This window comes from Flavobacterium frigoris PS1 (genome assembly GCF_000252125.1).
GTDB classification, from domain to species: domain Bacteria; phylum Bacteroidota; class Bacteroidia; order Flavobacteriales; family Flavobacteriaceae; genus Flavobacterium; species Flavobacterium frigoris_A.
Genome location: NZ_AHKF01000019.1, coordinates 1 through 23,143, shown reverse-complemented (window position 1 = coordinate 23,143; position 23,143 = coordinate 1). Strand labels below are relative to the sequence as shown.

At 34.6% G+C, this 23,143-nt stretch carries 20 protein-coding genes; 12 read left to right on the top strand and 8 right to left on the bottom strand.

Features of this window, described 5'->3' with window-relative positions; all coding sequences use genetic code 11:
* Nucleotides 1-49: 49 nt before the first annotated feature.
* Nucleotides 50-2,470, bottom strand: coding sequence for a YfhO family protein (locus HJ01_RS12240; protein ID WP_007138753.1), 2,421 nt, complete (start codon nt 2,468-2,470; stop codon nt 50-52).
* A 48-nt stretch (nt 2,471-2,518) separates the two neighbouring features.
* Nucleotides 2,519-2,800: a DUF4834 family protein gene (locus HJ01_RS12235; RefSeq protein ID WP_007138752.1), complete on the bottom strand. Its 282-nt coding sequence runs from the start codon at nt 2,798-2,800 to the stop codon at nt 2,519-2,521.
* Between the two features lie 123 nt (nt 2,801-2,923).
* Here HJ01_RS12235 and HJ01_RS12230 point away from each other — a divergent pair, with 123 nt between their 5' ends.
* Nucleotides 2,924-3,889, top strand: a complete 966-nt coding sequence (locus HJ01_RS12230; RefSeq protein WP_040473937.1) for a transporter — start codon at nt 2,924-2,926, stop codon at nt 3,887-3,889.
* Nucleotides 3,890-3,898: 9 nt separating this feature from the next.
* Nucleotides 3,899-5,017, top strand: coding sequence for a hypothetical protein (locus tag HJ01_RS12225; RefSeq protein WP_007138750.1), 1,119 nt, complete (start codon nt 3,899-3,901; stop codon nt 5,015-5,017).
* Nucleotides 5,018-5,100: 83 nt separating this feature from the next.
* Here the strand turns inward: HJ01_RS12225 and HJ01_RS12220 are convergent, their stop codons facing one another.
* Entirely contained in the window at nt 5,101-5,577 is a 477-nt protein-coding gene (locus HJ01_RS12220; RefSeq protein ID WP_007138749.1) for a hypothetical protein, read from the bottom strand.
* A gap of 120 nt (nt 5,578-5,697) precedes the next feature.
* On the bottom strand, nt 5,698-6,960 hold the full coding sequence (locus HJ01_RS12215; RefSeq protein WP_007138748.1) for an aminotransferase class I/II-fold pyridoxal phosphate-dependent enzyme: 1,263 nt from the start codon (nt 6,958-6,960) through the stop codon (nt 5,698-5,700).
* A 257-nt stretch (nt 6,961-7,217) separates the two neighbouring features.
* On the opposite strand from HJ01_RS12215, the gene HJ01_RS12210 reads away from it, so the two are divergent.
* Both HJ01_RS12210 and HJ01_RS12205 read left to right on the top strand, forming a co-directional pair.
* Nucleotides 7,218-7,793 carry a cytochrome b/b6 domain-containing protein gene (locus HJ01_RS12210; protein WP_007138747.1) on the top strand — a complete coding sequence of 192 codons (576 nt, stop codon included), beginning with the start codon at nt 7,218-7,220 and terminating at the stop codon, nt 7,791-7,793.
* Between the two features lie 32 nt (nt 7,794-7,825).
* Nucleotides 7,826-8,629: an NYN domain-containing protein gene (locus HJ01_RS12205; RefSeq protein WP_007138746.1), complete on the top strand. Its 804-nt coding sequence runs from the start codon at nt 7,826-7,828 to the stop codon at nt 8,627-8,629.
* Here the strand turns inward: HJ01_RS12205 and HJ01_RS12200 are convergent.
* Nucleotides 8,626-11,007: a hybrid sensor histidine kinase/response regulator gene (locus HJ01_RS12200; protein WP_007138745.1), complete on the bottom strand. Its 2,382-nt coding sequence runs from the start codon at nt 11,005-11,007 to the stop codon at nt 8,626-8,628. The two genes, HJ01_RS12205 and HJ01_RS12200, sit on opposite strands and share 4 nt — an antisense overlap.
* Before the next feature lie 166 nt (nt 11,008-11,173).
* On the opposite strand from HJ01_RS12200, the gene HJ01_RS12195 reads away from it, so the two are divergent.
* From HJ01_RS12195 to HJ01_RS12175, 5 genes are all read left to right on the top strand, one after another.
* On the top strand, nt 11,174-12,682 hold the full coding sequence (locus HJ01_RS12195) for an FMN-binding glutamate synthase family protein (protein WP_007138744.1): 1,509 nt from the start codon (nt 11,174-11,176) through the stop codon (nt 12,680-12,682).
* 723 nt (nt 12,683-13,405) lie between these two features.
* Nucleotides 13,406-13,984 carry a non-canonical purine NTP diphosphatase gene (locus HJ01_RS12190; protein ID WP_007138742.1) on the top strand — a complete coding sequence of 193 codons (579 nt, stop codon included), beginning with the start codon at nt 13,406-13,408 and terminating at the stop codon, nt 13,982-13,984.
* 204 nt (nt 13,985-14,188) lie between these two features.
* Nucleotides 14,189-16,114 carry a DEAD/DEAH box helicase gene (locus tag HJ01_RS12185; protein WP_007138741.1) on the top strand — a complete coding sequence of 642 codons (1,926 nt, stop codon included), beginning with the start codon at nt 14,189-14,191 and terminating at the stop codon, nt 16,112-16,114.
* 87 nt (nt 16,115-16,201) lie between these two features.
* A complete protein-coding gene (locus HJ01_RS12180; protein ID WP_007138740.1) occupies nt 16,202-16,969 on the top strand; it encodes a carboxypeptidase-like regulatory domain-containing protein in 768 nt (255 codons plus the stop codon).
* A gap of 120 nt (nt 16,970-17,089) precedes the next feature.
* A complete protein-coding gene (locus HJ01_RS12175; protein ID WP_007138739.1) occupies nt 17,090-17,428 on the top strand; it encodes a DHCW motif cupin fold protein in 339 nt (112 codons plus the stop codon).
* Nucleotides 17,429-17,679: 251 nt separating this feature from the next.
* Here HJ01_RS12175 and HJ01_RS12170 read toward each other — a convergent pair whose 3' ends face one another.
* The gene (locus HJ01_RS12170) at nt 17,680-19,143 is read right to left on the bottom strand and encodes an aminoacyl-histidine dipeptidase (protein ID WP_007138738.1); all 1,464 of its coding nucleotides are present in this window, start codon (nt 19,141-19,143) and stop codon (nt 17,680-17,682) included.
* Nucleotides 19,144-19,253: 110 nt separating this feature from the next.
* Here HJ01_RS12170 and HJ01_RS12165 point away from each other — a divergent pair, with 110 nt between their 5' ends.
* From HJ01_RS12165 to HJ01_RS12155, 3 genes are all read left to right on the top strand, one after another.
* Nucleotides 19,254-20,321, top strand: a complete 1,068-nt coding sequence (locus HJ01_RS12165) for a DUF3810 domain-containing protein (protein ID WP_007138737.1) — start codon at nt 19,254-19,256, stop codon at nt 20,319-20,321.
* Nucleotides 20,322-20,537: 216 nt separating this feature from the next.
* Complete coding sequence (locus HJ01_RS12160) at nt 20,538-21,032, top strand: RNA polymerase sigma factor (RefSeq protein ID WP_007138735.1); 495 nt, start codon at nt 20,538-20,540, stop codon at nt 21,030-21,032.
* 5 nt (nt 21,033-21,037) lie between these two features.
* On the top strand, nt 21,038-21,670 hold the full coding sequence (locus HJ01_RS12155; RefSeq protein WP_007138734.1) for a hypothetical protein: 633 nt from the start codon (nt 21,038-21,040) through the stop codon (nt 21,668-21,670).
* Nucleotides 21,671-21,709: 39 nt separating this feature from the next.
* On the opposite strand, the gene HJ01_RS12150 is transcribed toward HJ01_RS12155, so the two are convergent.
* Together HJ01_RS12150 and HJ01_RS12145 are read right to left on the bottom strand one after the other, a co-directional pair.
* A complete protein-coding gene (locus tag HJ01_RS12150; RefSeq protein WP_007138733.1) occupies nt 21,710-22,519 on the bottom strand; it encodes a lysophospholipid acyltransferase family protein in 810 nt (269 codons plus the stop codon).
* Between the two features lie 131 nt (nt 22,520-22,650).
* Nucleotides 22,651-23,143: NUDIX hydrolase (locus HJ01_RS12145; protein WP_040473936.1), on the bottom strand; the 493-nt coding region annotated here is incomplete at its 5' end.

Here is a 23,143-nt window from a genome sequence, read left to right as displayed (position 1 = left end):
ATGTTTTATGCTAGAGATGCGCTTAGAGAAGCACTGCAGTGCGCCTCTACTATGAACTTCTTTTTCTTTCATAATAAATTCCACCAACCAAAAGCAACAACATTCCCGCAACACTAATCAGTGTTATAATACTTCCTGTTTTTATAACTTGCGGTTCAAATCTGAATTCAACGGTATGTTCTCCACCTGGTATAATTAATGCTCTCAGTACATAATCTACTGGAAAATGCTCGGTTTTAACACCATCAATGTAAGCATTCCATCCATTTTCGTAATAGATTTCAGAGAAAACTGCCAAACCTTCAGTTGGATTATTTGAAATATATTTAATGTAATTTGGCTTATACTCTCGAATTTTTATCGTTCCTGTTGTATCCAAGTTTCTTTTTAAACGTGCGTTTTTAAATTTATCTCCATACAGGTGAATATTAAAAATCGCCGCTTTTTTAGTATCAAATTTATTCAACATTTTCATTTCGTCATTGGCTTTATTTACCAATTTGACGTCATTAACAAACCAAGCATTTCCATTGGCATTCGGATTTTGAGTCGGAAATTCTTTCCCTTCTTTATCCGTTTGAATGATGTATTTAACATTCAACATATTTAAAACCTCCATGTTATTTTTAGAAATCTGATAATCGAATAGTTGCTGCACTCTTCTTGGTTTCGCAGCATGATAACCACCAATCGATTTATGGAAGTACGAGGCTCTGGCACTAGAGAAATTTCCACTCACTTCAAAAACACGGTAAATTGAGGTATCCTTAAGAATCTCCATATCCGAAGGCGTTTCCTGAAAAGGAACTTCTATTTCCCTACCACTTACAAAATCCTTAGCTGAAACATAATTTTTATCGACAAAGAATAAATCGGCAACCATGTATAAACCTACAAGAATAATAGCGGTATTTTGGGCAATTCTACTTTTTATAAACAACCATAATACCCCAGACACCAGCAGAATAAAAAATCCAGAACGCAATAAATCAGCGCTATACAAGCTCATTCTGTCGCCTTTCAATGCCTCAACGAATTCAGGCCCATAACTATCTAAATAATACCCGTCATTAACACCTGAGAAACTGAACAAGCCTTTGCTTAAGAATAAAACCACAATAAGCCCTAGTGCTACAGATCCAGCTTTTTTGAGCGCTTTCCACTGCAGTTCTTTCTCCAATTTGAAAAAAGATTGTAATCCCATAACAGCTAAAACAGGGAAACACAATTCTAGTATCACTTGTATGGATGAAACAGCTCTAAATTTATTATACATCGGAATGTAATCGATAAAAAAGTCTGTCAGTATAGGAAAGTTTTTACCCCATGACAGTAATAGTGCCGTGATGGCTCCTGAAAGAAAAACATATTTAATTTTTCGATCATCAATAAACAGGGCTAAAATTGCCAAAAAGAAAACCACAACGCCAATATAAGCTGGCGCAGCCACAATAGGCTGATCTCCCCAATAAGTAGGCATTCCGCTAACAAAGTCACTGGCTTGATCTGCTGGCACGCCTTTTCCAATCATGAACTCATACATCTTACTGTCTGTTCCTACTGCTTCATGATTTGACCCTCCAAAAAGTCTAGGAGCAATCAAGTTAAGACTTTCTGCCACACCGTAACTGTATTCCGTAATGTACTCACGACTCATCGCAGTAGAGTTAGTATTACTTGATCCATCTGGATTGTAACTCAATTCACTTTTTCCCCTGGTACTAAAGCTGGCATATTCTGCCGTCGCCAAAAGATTTGTAGCATTGGCACCAATCGCTAAAATCCCTGCGATAGCTAATACTCCAAAAGCTCTTAAAAGTGATTTATGATCTTTCTTTTTTATGTCTTGATAAATAAAATAACCCGAAAGTATCAATAAAAATATCAATAAATAATAGGTCATTTGAAAGTGGTTGGCATTAATTTCCAAGGCCGTAGCAAACATCGTCAGTAATCCCCCGAGAACGTATTTTCTCCTAAAAACCAATATAAAACCAGCAATAACAAGAGGCATATAAGCAATGGCATGCGCCTTGGCATTATGCCCAACACCCAGTATAATTATCAAATATGTCGAAAAACCAAAGGCCAAAGCACCAAAAAATGCTTTTAGTGGGTCCACTTTCAACACCAGTAGCAAACCATAAAACCCTAAGAAGTACAAAAATAAATAATCTGCCGGACGCGGTAAAAATCGTAATGCATCATCAATAGCACCTATATAATCGTGTGGATATTTAGCACCCAACTGGTAGGTTGGCATTCCTCCAAATGCTGAGTTGGTCCAATAAGGCTCTACATGCTCCGAAGCTCTAAAGTCGTTTTGCTCTTTAGCCATACCAGTATACTGAGCAATATCAGATTGAAAGATCTGTTTGCCCTGCAAAACAGGATAAAAATAAAGGAGGGAAATGAATACAAAACCAAAAATGGCAAGCGCGTGCGGGTAAAACTTATTTATTATTTTCAATTTTTCGAGAGTTTTTTTTTGAATATAAGACTGTAAACTTCGACAAATCTAATCTATTTCTTCGTAATCAACATATTCTCCTACTTTTTTAGTTTCTCGAGGATTTTTATTGTTTTTTGTATCGTAAATCACTTCATCTTTCGCTTGCGTATTGTCCCAAGAGGAACCTTGCGAACGTTGTTGCTGTTGCTGAAAATTTTCCCCTGCTTTTTGAACTACTTTTTTAACTATTAATGGCAAAAACAATTTAGCCAAAAACTTAAAAATATAATAGAAAGCAAGTATATAAAATACTATTCTTATAAAACCCGTAAAAGAGGCAGTTTGCATAATTTAATAATTTTTTTCAAAATTAATAAATCCTGCGGTCAAAATTAAACTATCATTCTTAAATAAATAATAAATTATAGTACATTTGAAAAGCGTTATTACTTTTAAACTCAAAAAAATAATATGTCAAAACTTAAAATCGTCTTTCTTTTTGCCCTAATTATTCTGCCGAGCGTTCATTACGGGCAACATACAGATCAAATTAACTCGAATAGACCCGGAGAAACGATGTCCGCATTTGCAGTGGGAAAAAATGTGATTCAAGTGGAAACAGGTATTTACGGAATCAAAGAAAATCACAGACTATTAGAATATGATGCTAGTGGTTACGGATTAGACTTTACCCTACGATGGGGATTGTTTATGGAAAAACTGGAATTAATAGCTGATATCCAATATCAAAACGAAGATTTCACCACACCCTACAGCAGCATTAAGAAATCAGCACTAAAGCAGACCGTTTTGGGAGCTAAATATTTGATCTACGACCCTTTTAAAAATTATGAAAAAAAAGTAAACATTTATAGTTGGAAAGCAAATCAAGCTTTCAATTGGCACCAATTAATCCCTGCCGTTTCTGTATTTGCGGGTGCTAATTTTACAATGGCAGACAATCCGTACTCTTTCTCTCCGTATGCTGATATCTCACCAAAAATCATGTTAATCACACAAAACCATTTGGGCGACGGTAGCTGGGTATTTGTAACTAATATTATTGCTGATTATGTTACAACTGATTATCCAAGTTACGGTTACGTATTAACTTTAACAAAGGGCTTTTCAGACAAATGGTCTGGATTTGTAGAGAACCAGGGGTTTAAAAGTGATTTTTACAGCGATGCTATTGTTCGTGGTGGTGCCGCTTATTTATTAAATAACGACATGCAAATTGACGCATCTATAAGCACCAATTTTAAGGATACTCCAACAGTTCTTTATGGTGGAGTTGGTTTCTCTTGGCGTTATGATGCTAATTATAAAGAAGTGAGAATGAGTCTTGACAATACAGGCAACAAAAAATCAAAGTCTCAAAAAAAGGCAGAAAAGAAAAATAAAAAACGCAAAGAAGCGTTAGAAAATACACTATAAAATTCCACAATGATTACAATTAAAGAAGCTACTACTAAAAGCGAATTAACTGATTACATAAAATTCCCTTTTTATCTCTACAAAGACAACGAATTCTGGGTACCACCAATCATTGCAGACGAACTAGAATCCTTTGATAAAACAAAAAATCCTGCATTCGAAAATGCCGAAGCTTATTTTTACATTGCCTACAAAGGCAAAGATATCGTGGGAAGAATTGCTGCTATCATCAACTGGAGCGAAGTAAACAATCAACAAAAAAAGAAAGTACGTTTTGGCTGGTTTGACGTAATTGATGACATTGAGGTTACCAAAGCATTACTTGAAAAAGTGTATGAATTAGGCCGAAAAAACAATTTAGAACACGTTGAAGGTCCGATGGGATTTTCTAATCTAGATAAAGTAGGAGTTCTTACTGAGGGCTTCGATCAATTGGGAACTATGATTACCTGGTACAATCACCCTTATTACGCCAAACATTTTGAGCAATTGGATTACGTTACTGAAAAAGAATACATAGAAAGTAAATTTCCTTTTGAAAATGTAAAGCCAGAATTTTTCGAAAAAGCCAATGATTTAGTAAAGAGAAGATACCAGTTAAGTCCGCTTAATTTCAAGACTACTAAAGAGGTCATGCCACATGTAGATAAAATGTTTGATTTATTTAATGCGTCTTATGCATCCCTATCTTCTTTTGTTGCCATATCAGATACTCAAAAAGAATATTTTAAGAAAAAATATATTAGCTTAATCAATCCGGAATACATCAAATTTGTGGAGGATAAAGACCATAACATCGTTGCTTTTAGCATCGTTATGCCATCTTTTTCCAAAGCATTACAAAAAGCAAAAGGAAAATTATTCCCTTTTGGCTTTATTCATTTGTTGAAAGCAAAGAACCAAAGTAAGGATATGATTTTCTACCTCATTGGTGTACATCCTGATTTTCAAAACAAAGCGGTTACCGCAATCATTTTTAATGAATACTACAACACATTCACTGAAAAAGGAGTTATTAACTGTTTTAGAACGCCTGAACTAGCTGATAATATTGCCGTTCATAATTTGTGGAAACACTTTAAACCTGAAGTACACTGCAGAAGAAAGACTTTTAGAAAAGAACTTTAAAATACCGTTTTTTTAAAATTCTTACAAACAAAAAAATCCATTAGTTTATGCTAATGGATTTTTCTGTTTTGTATTTATTGACGTTACTCTTTACAATCAATTTTCTTGTAAATTATATTTCCGTCAAATTTGATTTTACTTTTATCTTTCAGTACCATTTTTCCATTCGTTTCTATAACCTCGCCATAACCTTCCACATAAGTATTCACATCTTTCTTTAGAAAAACCAATTCCCTTATTGATGTTTTTCCTTCGGACTGAAATGTGTAATCCGCAAAAATAGTATCGCCTTTAACATTCCCCAAAAGGGTTCCAAAGCTTTTGTCTTTTTGATAGTAAGAATAATTTAACTGCCCCTCAAATTGGTTTATATTATTTACATCAACAGTTAACGTGATAGTATCTTTTTCAATTATGGCCCGGTAGCATTCTTTAACCTTTGTTTCCAGCGGTGCTTCAACTTGTAATTTAGGCACACCCTCCACTTCTTTTTTATTATTGATGCAAGAGCTTAATATAGCTATTAATATAACAGCTGAAAATAAATTTACATTTTTCATAATTGTTTATGGTTATGGTTAATACATTGGTAAAGTTACCTAAAAACAAAAAAATCCATTCATACAATGAATGGATTTTGTTATGTAATTCCCACATGGAGAATTTATGAATTTATAGAATTAAGCGTCTAAATCTACTTTTGTTCTTGAGGCAATTTCTTTATAAGTACCGTTTTCTAATTTTTCACGTATTGCTTCAAATGCTACAAGTGTTTCATCAATATCTGATAATGTATGAGAAGCCGTAGGTATCATTCTTAACAAGATAATCCCTTTTGGAATCACTGGATAAATAACAATTGAAAGGAAAATACCGTAGTTCTCTCTCAAGTCATTCACCATAACCATTGCTTCAGGTACACTTCCTTCAAGATATACTGGTGTAATACATGTATTTGTATCTCCAATATTGAAATTTCTTGAACGTAATCCTGTTTGTAATGCATTTACATTATCCCAAAGTTTCTCTTTTAATTCTGGATGATTACGTAACAATTCTAAACGCTTCAATGAACCTATTGTTTGGATCATTGGCAATGCCTTAGCGAACATTTGCGAACGCAAATTGTATTTCAAATAATCAATAATTTCTTTGTCTGCTGCTACAAATGCACCAATGTTAGCCATTGATTTTGCAAACGTAGAGAAATAAACATCAATATCATCTTGTATACCTTGCTCCTCACCTGCTCCAGCTCCTGTTTTACCAAGAGTTCCAAAACCGTGTGCATCATCTACAAGTAAACGAAAGTTGTATTTTTGCTTCATAGCAACAATCTCTTTCAATTTACCTTGTTGTCCGCGCATACCAAAAACTCCTTCGGTAATAAACAAGATCCCTCCACCTGTTTCAGTAGCTATTTTTGTAGCACGTTGCAGGTTTTTTTCCATACTTTCTAAGTCATTATGCTTGTATGTAAAACGTTTTCCACTATGCAAACGAACACCATCAATGATACAGGCATGTGCATCTACATCATAAACAATAACATCATTTCTACCAACCAAAGCGTCAATTGTTGACATAATTCCTTGGTAACCAAAATTCAATAAATAAGCCGATTCTTTCATTACAAAAGCAGCCAATTCCTGTTCTAATTGCTCATGGTATTTAGTGTGACCACTCATCATTCTCGCTCCCATAGGATATGCTGCACCAAATTGAATTGCTGCATCAGAATCCGCTTGCCTCACCTCAGGGTGATTTGCCAAACCTAAATAGTCATTTAGACTCCAGTTCAAAATATTCTTACCACCAAACTGCATTCTAGGACCTAACTCACCTTCTAATTTAGGAAAAACAAAGTAACCTTCAGCTTGCGAAGCCCATTTTCCTAATGGCCCTTTATTGTTTTGAATTCTTTCGAATAAATCTTTTACCATAATATATTTAAGTAATAATTTTAATTTTAAGAAGCTGCAAAAATAATTATTTATATTTTATAAAAGTATTTAAAGTAAATTTATTTTTAGCAGCAGTTTCTAGCAATTAAACCAAATCTAATTTATTTTAAATAAAAACAACATGAGACCATCTATTCTATCTGGGCTAGCGCGTGAAAATACACAATAAACATCGTACATTTGAATGAGTATTTGAGCGCTTTTAAAATAGTAGCAATCATTTAAAATCAACTATTATGTCCACAAAAAATAGAACATTTGATCTTAGTCATCGAATTTTACATTGGCTTATCGCTTTTTCGGTATTATTTATGATGTTTACTGTTTTTTTAAGATTAACTTGGCTCGAAAAAAATAATGTAGCCGCAATACTTCAAGAAAATTTAAAATTATTAAATATTTCTTTAAGTCAAGATGAGGCCATGAAAATAGCAAAAAGAATACGCAAGCCCATGTGGGATTGGCACATTTATGTTGGGTATTTTTTAATTGGAACATATATACTAAGAATGGTCTACTTCTATTTTAAAGGTATGGCTTTTCCAAATCCTTTAAAAAAAGACTCTTCTTTAAAACAAAAATTACAAGGTTGGACTTATCTTATCTTTTATTTTTTAATGTCAATTACTCTAGTAACAGGATTCTTTATCGTAAACGGCCCTTCAAGTTATAAAGATATATTAGAAACCATTCATGTGCAATCGCTTTATTTTGTTATACTATTTATCATCCTACACGTTGCGGGAATAATTATAGCTGAAGTAACAGATGATAAAGGAATCGTTTCAAAAATGATTCATGGAAAACAATAAGAATTCGATTTTAAACATTCAACTTTAATAATATGGCTGAAAACTCAAAAGAATTAAAACTTGCCGTTCTAATAGATGCAGACAATGTTCCTTATAGCAATGTAAAAGGAATGATGGAAGAAATCACTAAGTATGGAACGCCCACAACAAAACGTATTTATGCTGATTGGACCAAACCAAATGCTGGCGGTTGGAAAGGTGTTTTATTAGAACATGCCATTACCCCAATACAACAATACAGTTATACAGTAGGCAAAAACTCTTCCGACTCAGCGATGATCATTGATGCCATGGATTTATTATACTCTGATAAGGTAGATGGATTTTGCATCGTATCTAGTGATAGTGACTTTACCCGTTTAGCAATACGTCTTCGGGAATCTGGAATGAAGGTCATAGGAATAGGCGAGCAAAAAACACCCAACTCGTTTATAGTAGCCTGTGACCGATTTGTTTATATTGAAGTTTTAGACGGTGCCATTAAGAAAAAGAAGCCAAAAAGAACCTCTACAGCCGAAACTAAAAAAGTAGTTGGCAAGAACACTCCTAAAGTTATTGAAAAACCGACACCGAAACCACTAAATAAAATTGACGAACCAACTATTGACCTTATTGAGGACTCGATAGACGATATTTCTGATGATAGTGGATGGGCTTTTCTTGGCGATGTTGGAAACCTTATCGTAAAGAAAAAACCGGAATTCGACCCAAGAAACTATGGTTTTGCAAAACTGACCCCCATGCTAAAGTCCTTGACTGACATTCTTGAAATAGACGAAAGGGATTCTGACAAGAAAGGAATTAAGCATGTTTATGTACGCTTGCGTTATACCTAAACTAAGTTTTTTATTACCTGAAACAAAGTTTCTTTATTAATTGGTTTTGTTAAATAATGATTCATTCCTATTTCTGCTACTCTTAACTTGGTGCTTTCCATAACATCAGCCGTTAGAGCAATAATAGGAATGTTTGCGTTATCCTGACCCACTTCACCATTTCTAATTGCAATGGTAGCCTCGTATCCATCCATAACTGGCATTTGAAGGTCCATTAAAACGAGATCTATTACATTCGTTTTAAAAGCATCTAAGCCCTCTTGACCATTATTCGCATAGATAACAGTGGTATTCAACCATTTTTTAGTTATCATTTTGATGACCATCTGATTCATCGAATTATCTTCAACAACCAGAATCATTTTTCCTCCTAAATCATACACCACTGGCTCTAAAGAAACGGTTTCAAGCTTTTTCTGCTCGACAACATCAAAATCAATCGTGATTTTACAACTTGTCCCTTTTCCTACATAACTATTCATTGAAATAGTTCCATTTTGCATTTCTACAATGGTTTTTACAATGTAAAGTCCTAATCCCAACCCTCCAAACTTTCTCTTATTATCGATACTATTTTGAGAAAAAGAACCGAAAATGCTATCCAATTTCTCTTTTGGGATACCCACACCGGAATCAGTTACAGAAATTATTAAACTAGCCCGATTATCCTCTTTCAGTTGAGTTTCTATTTCAAATTTCACAAATCCTTCCGAAGTAAATTTAATGGCATTGCTCAACACGTTGTTTACTACCTGACTCAATCTATTTTCATCCCCCATCAATAAATGAGGAAAACTGTCCCGTTTTGAAAAATGGAATTCCAGCCCTTTATCTTGAGCCCTAATTTTTGCATTCCTACCTATTCTATCCAAAAGTTGCAGCGGACTAAAAGCCGCGTGCTCTAATTTCAATTCCTTTTTCTCAATTTTTGAAAAATCCAAAATATCATTAACGGAACTCAACAAACCATGGGACGAATATTTGATAACCTGACAATTTTTCTTGATTTTTTCGTCTTCTACTTCATTGGAAATCGAATCTATCAAATTCATGATAGCATTCAATGGAGTTCGCAATTCATGACTGATATTAGATAAAAAGTATGTTTTTAAGTCATTCATTTCTTCTGAACGAACCAAAGCGATGCGATTCAGTTCATTCTTTTCGTTTTTAAGATTCCTGATTAGATTAGACATGGAGAGCGAAAGAAAAATAATTTCTAATCCTGTCCCAAGCTTAGAGCTGTTTTGCGTTAAAAAATTGTGAGGCAACAATCCAAAATTATACAATATAAAGTCACCGAAACCCAAGATCAAAAACAAAAATCCAACGGTAAAAAAGGAGTCTACTGGTTTTCTTTTGTAATAGAGGTAGATTATCGAATATACGATTAGAATCAAGAATACTAGCGTAAGTACATTTATAGCAATATAACTCATCAACAATATGGAAGGAAAAAAAATCACACACAACAGCAATAAGAACAGTAATACATAAGCGATATTGAACAAGCGGTAAATACTTCTGCTGTGCTTCTTTATATTCAAAAACACTTCGCTATATTTTCCCGAAAGAAAAACTGCTACTATTGCGATTATCAATACTGAATTATTTGAAAACCAACCCGCATATGGAGTTACGAACTCATAAAAGAAACCATCTAAGGCAAATTGCAATAAGCCAACAAAAACAACGTATAAACTATAATATAAAAAAGTAATTTCCCTAAGGGCGAAAAAGAAAAAAAAGTAGATAATTGCTACAATTACTAAAATCCCGTAAAATAATCCAAAAACCAGCTGTTCAAAAGAAAGTGTCGCTATAAGGCTATCTGCAGAGTATAAATTTACCGGCAGCTTTATATTTTCACCATCGCTTCTTAAATGCAAAAACAATTTTAGCTTTGAATTTGGCTCAATATCAATTTTAAAAAGAGTTTTACGATTATCATATGTTCGATCTGAAAAGGGCAAGTTATCACCACTTATAGCTTTAGTGATCTTCCCTGAAGTTTCATCTATTGTATAAAGTTCAACCAAGTCAGTAATAGGACGAGCCGTTTCAATATAATAATGTAAATCTCTATCTGTTGCATTTTGAAGTTCTAATTTTGCCCAAAAATTATTTTGGTTAAAACCCAAATCATCATTCTCTGTTTTTAGTGACCTAGGATTCAAGGATTCAAAATTAGCCATTACATATTGGATTTCTAAATCACTCAGCCCTACATCTGCCACTCTAGTATAGTTGTGCAGAGAAATCTTTTCAGGCAAGGTATTGCGTTGAAAAACATATTGCGAATACGAATTCGTAAAAACCAACATGAAAAATAAAATCTTTAGGAAATTAGAGTATGGAAGGCGCTTATTAATTTTCATGTTTATTCTTTAATATATAACTACATACGTTAAAAACAACTCTTTGGTTTCAACAAAAGTCCATTTTTTTGTCCGAAATATAAAGTTAATTTTTTCATTTTTTTAGATTTTAAATGCTAATGACACCATATTCTTTATAATTTAGTTGAAAATTAATATTTTCGACATGAGAAAACAATTTTTTACTTTTGGTATTGCAGCATTCCTTATGACCTTAGCATTCCATTTCTTTTTTAAGATCAGTAGTATTATCCCATTAGTAATAGCGGTATTACTGGTTATTGGACTTATGAATAGTCTGCAGCAAAGGCACGCCATTCTTAGAAACTTCCCTGTTTTAGGATATTTCAGGTATATTTTTGAAGGTATTGCTCCCGAAATCCAACAATATTTTATCGAAAGAACGACTGACGGCAAACCCTTTTCTCGAAACGAGCGCTCCCTTGCTTATCAAAGAGCAAAGAATATTGATGCCACAACCCCTTTTGGGACACAATTAGACATTAACCAATCCAATTACGAAGGAATTAGACACTCTGTATTTCCGGCCAAGGTAAACCATGAATTACCACGTATCGTGGTTGGGGGGCCTGATTGCAAACAGCCGTATTCTGCTTCATTATTGAATATTTCCGCGATGAGCTTTGGCTCATTGAGCGAAAACGCGATTATAGCACTGAACAAAGGGGCCCAGAAAGGTAATTTCTACCACAATACTGGAGAAGGTGGATTGACGGAGTTTCACTTACAAGGTGGTGATGTTACCTGGCAGATAGGTACAGGGTATTTTGGTTGTCGCACTGATGAGGGAAATTTCGACGCCGAAAAATTTACGGAAAAATCTAATCTTCCTTCTGTAAAAATGATTGAAATAAAATTATCCCAAGGTGCAAAACCAGGACATGGCGGAGTATTGCCCGCATCCAAAAATACGGAACAAATTGCTAAAATAAGAGGGGTAAAACCACACACAACCATCCTTTCTCCACCAAGCCATACCGCTTTTAACAATGCGGAAGGCCTAATCAAATTTGTAGCTCAGCTACGCGAACTATCAAATGGAAAACCCGTTGGCTTTAAGTTATGTATCGGTCAGACGAACGAATTTGAATTGATTTGTCAAGAAATGATTTTGCAAAATTGTTTCCCTGATTTTGTAACAATTGACGGTGCCGAAGGAGGAACTGGAGCAGCCCCATTAGAGTTCTCTGATGGTGTGGGTATGCCATTTGAACCCGCACTAATATTTGCAAATAAGATATTAATAAGATTAAATATTCGCGACAAAATAAGAGTAATAGGCAGTGGTAAAATAATTTCAGGTTACTCTATCCTCCGAGCAATAGCAATGGGAGCTGACATGTGTAATAGCGCCAGAGGCTTTATGTTTTCATTAGGATGCATTCAAGCTTTACGTTGCAACACCAATAACTGCCCAACAGGAGTTGCAACTCAAGATAAAATGCTGATGAAAGGCCTTGTTGTGACCGATAAATCGGAAAGAGTTTTCTACTACCATAAAAACACCCTGCATGCTGCCAATGAACTTCTTGCTGCGGCTGGAAAATCTAGTTACAACGAAATCGACGGATCAATTTTTATGCGTGGTGATGAATTCGCTCATTTAGCCGATTTATATTTTCCAGATAACCTCACAAATGTAACAAAGTACTAAAAGGAATATAATGCCCACAAAAAAAGGAGGGCTTTTAAAAGCCCTCCAGTTGTAAGTTCTGATTTACCATTATCAACTCATACTGAAATTGTATAGCTGACTATTGCGTTATCGATCTTATGTGAAGATTGACATACACAAGTAATTAATCAAAACCACACTCAAAGATACAAATTAAAACATCTTAAACAACTCAACAATAGAATTTTAACTGATATTTAACTCACTAACATACAGCGACTAAAACTATTTTAATAGTGCTTTTAAAAGCGCATCATTTATCAAAATCAGCTTACTTTTATTAAAAAAATCTTATAAGTATTCAAGAATATTAAAATCTATTGTTTACTGCAAAAAAAGGAGGCCTTTTTACAGGCCTCCAATTATTGACTTTGGTTTATCATTTTCAACTTATACCTTACGATACAATTAACTATCAAATATGCTTCTCTTTGCAGATGGCCATATTCGAAAACAAACCAAAACCATACTCAAAGATACAATTAATTATTACTTAAAATAATGTATAACAATTGATTAACTAATTTTTAACTGATATATACAGCCTATAAAGATTAATGAAATTATTTGCTTTAAACAAGTTGATATTACCCAAATCAGTTGATTTTCATGACAATTCTGCAATTCAAACTTCGATCGATCTGCCTTTTTAGGACAATAAAAAAAAATGTATATTTGTTAGCTTTACTTAAACCCAAAAAAATGCAACTAGTTTTCGCTTCCAACAATAAAAATAAAATAAAAGAAATCCAGCAAATTCTTCCTCTATCAATAACAATACTAAGCCTTGAAGACATTGGTTGCCATGAAGAGATCCCCGAAACTTCAGACACCATAGAAGGAAATGCGATTCTGAAAGCGAATTATGTAACTCAAAAATACGGTTATGATTGCTTTGCTGATGACACTGGACTGGAAGTAGACGAATTGAATGGGGAGCCTGGTGTTTACTCTGCTAGATATGCGGGCGAACAACGCAATTCTGAAGATAATCTAAATAAACTTCTAGCCGCTTTAATTGGCAAAACCAATAGGAAAGCACATTTCACAACAGTAATTGCTTTAAACACTAGCGGTAAACAATATCTTTTTACTGGAATTGCTCCCGGGAGAATTACGATGGAAAAATCTGGACATGAAGGCTTTGGCTATGACCCCATCTTCCAACCAGAAGGCTATCAGGAAACTTTTGCCCAAATGGCATCAGATCTTAAGAATAAAATAAGCCATAGAGCTATTGCGACCCAACAATTGATTTCCTTTTTTGAAAACCAAAAATAATCTTTTAAATTTCAATAGTTTTTGATTAAATTTTTCAGAGAGACGCCAACTTTTCCATAGCTAAATCTAAAAATAGTACCTAAAGTATTCAATAAAAAATATAACTTTCTGATAATCAAATAGTATTAAAACAACGAAACTTGAAACAGCATTAGTTTATCTCGATAATTTAGAGTACTTTTGCACCCTATTTTAAAAATACATATGAACAAATTTGAACAATTAGGATTGAGTGAATCGTTACTGAAGGCGATTTTAGATCTAGGATTTGAGAATCCGACCGAAGTACAGGAGAAAGCGATTCCCCTATTATTGGAAAAAGACACAGATATGGTTGCGTTGGCTCAGACAGGGACAGGGAAAACGGCAGCATTTGGTTTTCCAGTTATCCAAAAAATTGATGCTAACAATAGGAATACTCAAGCATTAATTTTATCTCCAACACGCGAACTTTGTTTGCAGATTACCAACGAAATTAAAAACTACTCTAAATACGAAAAAGGTATTAATGTGGTAGCAGTTTACGGTGGGGCTAGCATAACAGACCAAGCAAGAGACATTAAGAGAGGTGCACAAATTATTGTGGCAACTCCAGGAAGAATGCAGGACATGATTAATAGAGGATTAGTAAACATTTCTCAAATTAACTTTTGTATTCTAGATGAAGCTGACGAAATGTTGAACATGGGTTTCTACGAAGACATCGTAAACATCCTATCAACTACTCCAGACGAAAAAAACACATGGTTATTCTCGGCTACAATGCCAGCAGAGGTTGCTAGAATTGGTAAACAATTCATGAAAGACCCTATTGAGATTACTGTAGGTGCTAAAAATTCAGGTTCTGCAACAGTTTCTCATGAGTTTTACCTTGTAAATGCTCGTGACCGTTACGAAGCTTTGAAACGTTTAGCTGATGCTAATCCTGATATCTTTTCTGTAGTTTTTTGTCGTACCAAAAGGGACACACAAGCAGTTGCTGAAAAATTAGTAGAAGACGGATACAGCGCTGCTGCATTGCACGGAGATTTATCTCAAGCGCAACGTGATGGTGTAATGAAATCTTTTAGAGGAAGACAAATACAAATGCTTGTAGCTACTGACGTTGCTGCACGTGGAATTGATGTTGATAACATTACTCACGTAGTAAACTACCAACTTCCTGACGAAATAGAAACTTACAATCACCGTTCAGGTCGTACTGGTCGTGCTGGTAAATTAGGTACTTCTATCGTTATTGTAACTAAAAGTGAATTACGTAAGATTTCTTCTATCGAGAGAATCATCAAACAAAAATTTGAAGAAAAAACAATTCCTTCTGGAATCGAAATCTGCGAAATACAATTATTACACTTAGCTAATAAGATTAAAGATGTAGAAGTTGATCACGAAATTGACAACTATCTTCCAGCAATAAACAATGTTCTTGAAGCTTTATCGAAAGAAGAGTTAATCAAGAAAATGGTTTCTGTAGAATTTAATCGTTTTATCAACTATTACAAGAAAACTAGAGATATCTCTAATCAAGCTTCAGGTTCTGAAAGACGTGATGATAGAGATGGTGCTCCAAGAGAAAATAACAATGGTGGTGCAACAAGATATTTTGTGAACATAGGTTCTAGAGATAACTTTGATTGGATGTCATTAAAAGATTACTTGAAAGAAACATTAGACCTAGGTCGTGATGACGTTTTCAAAGTAGACGTAAAAGAAGGTTTCTCTTTCTTTAACACAGATCCAGAACACACAGATAAAGTAATGGAAGTATTGAACAACGTACAATTAGAAGGACGTCGTATCAATGTTGAAATTTCTAAAAATGATGGTGGCGGAAGACGTGACCATAACGGAAGAAGTTCTGGTGGTTTTGGTGGAGGACAAAGAAGTTCTGCTCCAAGAAGAGAAGGTAGCTTTGCTCCAAGAAGAGAAGGCTCAGGTGGCGGATTCAGAGGCGACAGAAACTCAGCTCCAAGAGAAGGTGGCTTTGGTGGAAGAAGTTCAGCTCCAAGAGAAGGTGGCTTTGGTGGAAGAAGCTCTGCTCCAAGAGGAGAAGGCTCTTCTGATAGAGCTCCAAGACGTTCTGAAAGTTTCGGTGACTCGTCTAGACCAAGAAGACCAAGAAAAGACTAACATTTATTGTTAATTTTCTTATAATAAAATAAGGGACTACAAAATATTCAATCCTGTTTTATTACTTTTAAAGTTTTAAACCAGTTTATGAAATATTTTGTAGTCTTCTTTTTTTTAATACTATCCACAGCCGCTTCAGCACAGGATATAGTTCACTCCCAAAAAGTATCCGGTTATATCTACAACGATAACACTAAGTCACCCCTAATTAATGTCAATATTATCAACATTAATAAAGTCAGAGGAGCAAGAACCGACTCACAAGGTTACTTTGAAATCGATGTCCAGCCGACGGATACGTTACATCTTTCTTTTCTAGGCTTTCAATCCCTAAGGGTTAAAGTCACCAATGACTGGATAAAAAATAAAGTTGCCAAAATATTCCTTACCGAGAAAGCCATAGCATTAGAGGAAGTGGTGATCAGACCTTTTAACCTAACGGGCTATCTGGAGGTTGATTCGAAGACAATTCCAACAAACGAAAACTATCGTTATAGTATTTCAGGATTAACGCACGGCTATGAAGCTGGCGAATACTCCCCAAATGCGTTTGGAAGAGTTCTAGGCTCTATATTCAATCCAGCGGACATGCTGTATAATTTCTTTGGAAACAACCCTAAGGAGCTCAAAAAGCTTAAAGAGATGAAGAAGGACGATACCGTTCGAAACCTTTTAGAATCTAAGTTTGATAGAGAAACCATAGCCGTACTACTTGGTGTAGATAAAAGAGAAATTGCCGAAATATTACAACGCTGCAATTACTCGGAATCTTTCATAAAAACAGCAAATGATCTGCAAATTATGGATGCCATAAGTGGCTGCTATGAAGAATATAAGATTTTGAAAAAAAGATAAATATTCGGCAACAGCAAATTATGTGTTTAAACACATAAAAATATATGATCCTCAATTATCGTTATAATTGAGGATTTCATTTTAAAAACGAATTTAAGTTTTAATTAAACTACTCAAATTATGCCGAACATACCTTTCCAAGCTATTAATTGGGACAACATAGAAAAAACAGAACATCCCGGAGAAACCGGAGCCGTCATATCTCAAACTATACAAATAGGCGGACTTAGAATTCGAAAAGTTACTTATTCAGAAAATTATCAGGCTGACCATTGGTGCCAAAAAGGGCACGTTGTACACTGCCTTAAAGGACATCTAATAAGCGAAATGGAATCAGGGGAAGAAACATATGTTTCAGAAGGAATGAGCTATGTAGTATCCGATAATGAAAGCTCGCATCGTTCCATTTCAGTAAATGGAGCCGAATTATTAATCATAGATGGTGATTTCTTGCAATAATATTTAAAACAATCAAAATATTATATACATTTACTTACAGTACAATAGAAAACCCTAATACTTATATCATGGCAAAAAGTCAAGACGCGAAGAAAACCGCAAAAAAAGAGCCTCTTAAAACGGCTAAAGAAAAAAAAGACGAAAAAAGAGAAAAGAAAAACGCTCCTAAAAGAGACTAATTTCTTTAAAATAACAAACCCTCGTTTAGTGATAAACGAGGGTTACTTATTTTTATATGAAATGATTTCCTATTATTTCATTGGAATATTAGCTAAAATTTCCACTAAAAACTTCCAGAATTTCTGAGAAGAAGAGATACTAGCTCTTTCATCAGGAGAATGCGCTCCATGAATAGTAGGCCCAAAAGAAATCATATCCATTTCCGGATAATTAGTTCCCAAAATACCGCATTCCAATCCTGCATGACATGCAACCACTCTCGGTTTTTCTCCACCTTGCTTTTCGTAAAGAGGAACTAAAACATCCAAAATTTCTGATTCAGCATTGGGTGTCCAGCCCGGATAAGATCCTGAAAGTTCCACTTCGCATCCCATCAATTCAAAAGCAGAACGTAAACTATTTGCTAAATCAAATTTAGCTGTTTCTACAGAAGAACGTGTTAAGCATTGAACCGAAAGATTCCCTTGGCCTAATACTACTTTAGCAATATTGTTAGAAGTCTCTACTAGATCAGCAAAATCAGCACTCATAGCATAAACCCCATTATGAGCAGCGTACATTGCTCTAACAAAATAAAACTGAGCAATAGAAGGCATAACTTTAGCTGGAACTGAATCTAATTTTTCAAAAACAACCTCTAGATTTGGCTCTGTAGTTTTTAACTCCGTTTTGATGTCGTTTACGATTTGTTGCATATCATACACAAACGCTTCATCATACACTTCAGCAATTATCACTTTAGCAACGCTTTCTCTTGGAATTGCATTACGTAAACTTCCTCCTAAAATTTCAGAAATTTGTAATCCAAAGTTATCAAAACCATCAAATAACAAACGGTTCATAATTTTATTTGCATTACCTAAACCTTTGTGAATATCCATTCCTGAATGTCCGCCTTTTAATCCTTTTACAGTGATTTTATAACCTACTGAACCTTCTGGAGTTTCCTCTTCATCATATTCTGCTGTTGCAGTAACGTCAATACCTCCAGCACAACCAATATCGATTTCATCATCTTCTTCTGTATCTAAATTCAACAGGATTTGACCTTCAAGAATTCCGCCTTTTAGATTCAAAGCACCAGTCATTCCTGTCTCTTCGTCAATTGTAAATAATGCTTCGATAGCAGGATGAGGAATATCTGTACTTTCTAATATTGCCATAATTGCGGCAACTCCAAGACCATTATCAGCACCAAGGGTTGTTCCTTTGGCACGTACCCAGTCTCCATCAACATACATGTCGATTCCTTGTGTATCAAAATCAAAAACAGTATCTGAATTTTTTTGATGCACCATATCTAAATGCCCTTGCATCACAATCGCTTTACGATTTTCCATTCCTGCAGTGGCCGGCTTGCGAATAATTACATTTCGGATATCATCTTCAAAAGTTTCTAATCCAAGGTTCTTCCCGAAGTCTTTCATAAATTCAATTACTCGTTCCTCCTTTTTAGAGGGGCGAGGCACGGCATTTAAATCGGCAAACTTATTCCAAAGTACTTTGGGCTCTAAATTTCTTATTTCTTGACTCATTTATTTAAATTTGAATTATATTGTTTTTAAAATTCAAAGTTACAAAGTTTAAACTCTTTTTCGGCACTAATAGATATTGTAATTACCTTTACATTTTATAAAACATTGCTGTGAAACAAAAACACATTCTTCCGCTCTTTCTTTTGGTACAAATAATTATTCTTCAAATTATTCCTTTCTTTCCGAAATATGTGGAACGCTATTACAGCAACGGCTTCTACCCTGTTATCACGTCATTTTCAAGAACAACTTTTGGAAGCATTCCTTTTTCGGTAGGTGATTTTATTTATTTTATTTTAATCTTTTTTATAGTGAGATGGTTCTGGATTAAAAGAAAAACTTGGAAACTGGACTGGAAGGATAATGCTTTAGCTGTTTTAAGTTTTGTTTCTATTTTTTACTTTATGTTTCATCTGCTATGGGCCATGAATTATTATCGCCAACCTCTTTTTGAAAAAATGGCAATCGAAAGAAATTATTCTGATGAGGAACTACTTCAATTTACAAAAAAACTGATCGCAAAAACCAATGCCATCCAAAATCAAATAACAAAGAACAACAGTGTAAAAGTGGTATTCCCCTACTCTCAGGAACAAGCATTCAAAATGAGCATGAACGGTTATGAAAATTTAGCCATCACCCACCCCTTCTTTTCTTACAGGAATTTGAGTGCAAAAAAATCACTAATCAGCCTGCCTTTAACCTATATGGGATTTGGCGGTTATCTAAACCCATTTACTAATGAGGCGCAAGTAAATTATTTAGGGCCAATGTATAATTTCCCGACCACATCCTGCCACGAAATGGCGCACCAATTAGGATTTGCTAGCGAAACTGAATGCAATTTCATTGGCTTCCTGGCCTCAGTAAAAAATGACAATTTGTACTTTCAATATTCAGGATATAGCTTTGCATTGCGATACTGCCTAGGCAACTGGGAAATGCGTAATAAGCCCATTTTTAACCAGCTGCTAAAAACTGTTCATCCTGGAATTATAAAAAACTATCAGGAAAGCAAAGATTTTAGAGAAGAATATGAAACCGCAATACAAACTGGTTTTCATCTTTTTTATGATAATTTTCTAAAGCTAAATCAGCAAGCAGATGGAATGCAGAGCTACAGTAAATTTATCAATTTGCTAGTAAATTATTATGGCAAAAAAAATCATCAGCTGTAAATTTTGGTAAAACCCCTAAAAAAAACCTGTAAGAACATTAAACATGTCCATTAGCCACGATGGAAATGAAAATCCTTTGTTTTTCTTTTCTTTAGAGAAAAATAAAGATTGTAATGTACAGCGGGACGACTGTTTATTGCGCCTCAAAAAAGCTGTGCTACAAAATAAAAAAGCAGTACTTTGTAACAAATCTAACCAGAGTCGTACTAATGAATCATGAGTGAAAATCTAGAACATTCTTTTGTAAAGCAATTAACGGACAATCAAAATATAATCCACAAGATTTGTAGGTTGTATACTGATTGCGAAGATGCACACAAAGATTTGTTTCAAGAAATAACGATTCAGTTATGGAAGGCTTTTCCAAAATTTAGAGGCGATAGCAAATTTTCTACTTGGGCCTATCGCGTAGCACTGAACACGGCCATTACCTTATATCGAAAAAACAAGCGAACTGTAGCTACTGTGGAGTATGAGGGACGGCAGCACTTCATTAAGGAGATAGATTACAATTACGAGGAAGAGGAGCAAATAAAACTTATGTACAAGGCCGTTTATCAGTTGAACGACATTGAGAAAGCCTTAGTTTTTATGTATCTCGAAGATAAAGACTATCGAGAAATAGCCGAAACTTTAGGTATTAGCGAAGTCAACGCCAGAGTAAAAATGAACAGAATTAAGGGCAAATTAAAAAAAATATTAAATCCGTAAGGAATATGAAAGAGCTGGATTTACTAAAAAAAGACTGGAAAAAGAACGAAAATTCTTTTGAGCAGATATCAGAAATAGAAATTTACAAAATGATCCATAAAAAATCTTCTTCGATTGTGAAGTGGATTTTAATTATCAGTATTTTGGAAGTTTTGCTATGGACTTTGATTAGCGTGTGTTTTAACACTGATGAATATTTAAAGAAAATGAATCATCTTGAATTAGTGTCTTATTTTGAGGCGCTAACCATTTTTAACTATGGTGTGATATTGGCTTTTATATATTTATTCTACAAAAACTATGTTCGGATCACTACGACAGTATCGACTAAACAATTGATGAAAGACATTCTAAAGACCCGAAAAACGGTTCAGTATTACGTCTGGTATAATCTTGGAATGGCTGTTTTGAGTTTGATTTTAGGTTTTGTAATAGCTTTAGCCTACAATCCTGAAACTAGTATTCTGAACGACCAAATTGCAAATAGCGGAAAAATAATGGCAATCACTATAGGAGTTTTACTATTGACCACTGTTGTATTCTTTGTACTATTTTGGCTTTTTTACAGACTCTTATACGGAATTCTACTCCGAAGATTGTATGCCAATTATAAAGAATTGAAGAAAATTGACTTATAAAAGAAAAGAGTTCGCTACTGCGAACTCTTTTCTTTTATATCAATATTCCCATCGACGTAGTTTGTTTAATTTTTCTGCTTCTTCTCTCTCCTCGCAAGGGATTACTTTAAGGAATGAACTGTGCTGCTCTATAGCATATTCTACTTTTTCAACAATCTCATCAATAGTGTCATTATCATAATCAATATCTAAAGGTTCCTTAATGATAAAGGATTGTAAAATCCCTTTCTTTTTCATTCTCAAACCTTTTTTGTCAAACGAGCGTCGGAAACCGTCTATGACGATTGGCACCACAATAGGTCGGTGCTCCTTGATGATATGAGCCGTTCCCTTTCGTACTGGTTTGAACGATTTGGTTGTACCTTGTGGGAAAGTAATCACCCAACCATCTTGAAGTGCTATTTTAATATTTTCTGTATCATTAGGGTTTACCTCTTTTTTCTCTGTTACATCTACTCCTTTTGAACGCCAGGTTCGTTCAACTGTAATTGCACCCGCATAAGCCATAATTCTGGGTAAAAGTCCTGATTGCATGGTCTCTTTGGCAGCTACATAATAGATATTTAGTTTAGGATTCCATAAATATAGTACGTCTTTTATATTGTTTTCTCTCCCTTTAAGACTGGCATTAAAAACGTGAAACATAGCCACAACATCGGCAAAATACGTTTGATGATTGGATATGAAAAGCACATTCGTTTCTGGTAAATTTCGGATAATTTCTGAGCCTTCAATCTGTAATTCATTGAATCCTCTATATCGTCTATGAGTCATGCCTCCAAAAATTCGGATTAAGAATTTCTTCAGAAACAATATATGACCAAAAGGATTTCTCTTAAATAACCCCATAAAATTGTGTTTAATTTATGTAAACTTGAATTACAAACTTACGAAATTTATTTTTTAAGTTTCTTCCTGAAAATGCTGCAGAGCCAATGACTACTGTAATAAATTCAAAACTATTTATTAGCCCTACAATATCAAAGGCTTGAATTCAGAACCCCTTTCAGAACATCTTTCAACTCACTCAACATCATCGCAGTAGCACCCCAAACAACATGTCCATCAATATTAAATGCCGGAACATTGGCCTCCTTTGTATAAGAAGTGGCTATTTTCGCTTCAATGAGTATTTCATCATTCAAAAAAACGGACAGCGGCAACTCAATAATACTCGATACCTCCGTAGGATCAAGAACGAAGCAAATTTCCTCCTTACAGATTCCTAAATAAGGATGGACCATAAAATTACTGGGAGGAATATACACTTCTGTAAAAGATTTGACTACATCAATTATCGCAGGATTCACACCTACTTCTTCCTGTGTTTCCCGCAAAGCCGTCCAGGAAAAATCTGCATCACCAATTTCAAATTTCCCTCCAGGGAATGCTATTTGTCCTGAATGCACACCTTCATAAGAATTGCGTACGATAAGTACTAGATGTGTAACCCCGTTTTTAGGATAAAATAGC

What these genes read in the sequence shown, in the direction of transcription:
- HJ01_RS12235 (WP_007138752.1), bottom strand. Translation starts at nt 2,800, where the DNA reads ATGCAAACTGCCTCTTTTACGGGTTTTATAAGAATAGTATTTTATATA.
- HJ01_RS12230 (WP_040473937.1), top strand. Translation starts at nt 2,924, where the DNA reads ATGTCAAAACTTAAAATCGTCTTTCTTTTTGCCCTAATTATTCTGCCG.
- HJ01_RS12225 (WP_007138750.1), top strand. Translation starts at nt 3,899, where the DNA reads ATGATTACAATTAAAGAAGCTACTACTAAAAGCGAATTAACTGATTAC.
- HJ01_RS12220 (WP_007138749.1), bottom strand. Translation starts at nt 5,577, where the DNA reads ATGAAAAATGTAAATTTATTTTCAGCTGTTATATTAATAGCTATATTA.
- HJ01_RS12215 (WP_007138748.1), bottom strand. Translation starts at nt 6,960, where the DNA reads ATGGTAAAAGATTTATTCGAAAGAATTCAAAACAATAAAGGGCCATTA.
- HJ01_RS12210 (WP_007138747.1), top strand. Translation starts at nt 7,218, where the DNA reads ATGTCCACAAAAAATAGAACATTTGATCTTAGTCATCGAATTTTACAT.
- HJ01_RS12205 (WP_007138746.1), top strand. Translation starts at nt 7,826, where the DNA reads ATGGCTGAAAACTCAAAAGAATTAAAACTTGCCGTTCTAATAGATGCA.
- HJ01_RS12200 (WP_007138745.1), bottom strand. Translation starts at nt 11,007, where the DNA reads ATGAAAATTAATAAGCGCCTTCCATACTCTAATTTCCTAAAGATTTTA.
- HJ01_RS12195 (WP_007138744.1), top strand. Translation starts at nt 11,174, where the DNA reads ATGAGAAAACAATTTTTTACTTTTGGTATTGCAGCATTCCTTATGACC.
- HJ01_RS12190 (WP_007138742.1), top strand. Translation starts at nt 13,406, where the DNA reads ATGCAACTAGTTTTCGCTTCCAACAATAAAAATAAAATAAAAGAAATC.
- HJ01_RS12185 (WP_007138741.1), top strand. Translation starts at nt 14,189, where the DNA reads ATGAACAAATTTGAACAATTAGGATTGAGTGAATCGTTACTGAAGGCG.
- HJ01_RS12180 (WP_007138740.1), top strand. Translation starts at nt 16,202, where the DNA reads ATGAAATATTTTGTAGTCTTCTTTTTTTTAATACTATCCACAGCCGCT.
- HJ01_RS12175 (WP_007138739.1), top strand. Translation starts at nt 17,090, where the DNA reads ATGCCGAACATACCTTTCCAAGCTATTAATTGGGACAACATAGAAAAA.
- HJ01_RS12170 (WP_007138738.1), bottom strand. Translation starts at nt 19,143, where the DNA reads ATGAGTCAAGAAATAAGAAATTTAGAGCCCAAAGTACTTTGGAATAAG.
- HJ01_RS12160 (WP_007138735.1), top strand. Translation starts at nt 20,538, where the DNA reads ATGAGTGAAAATCTAGAACATTCTTTTGTAAAGCAATTAACGGACAAT.
- HJ01_RS12155 (WP_007138734.1), top strand. Translation starts at nt 21,038, where the DNA reads ATGAAAGAGCTGGATTTACTAAAAAAAGACTGGAAAAAGAACGAAAAT.
- HJ01_RS12150 (WP_007138733.1), bottom strand. Translation starts at nt 22,519, where the DNA reads ATGGGGTTATTTAAGAGAAATCCTTTTGGTCATATATTGTTTCTGAAG.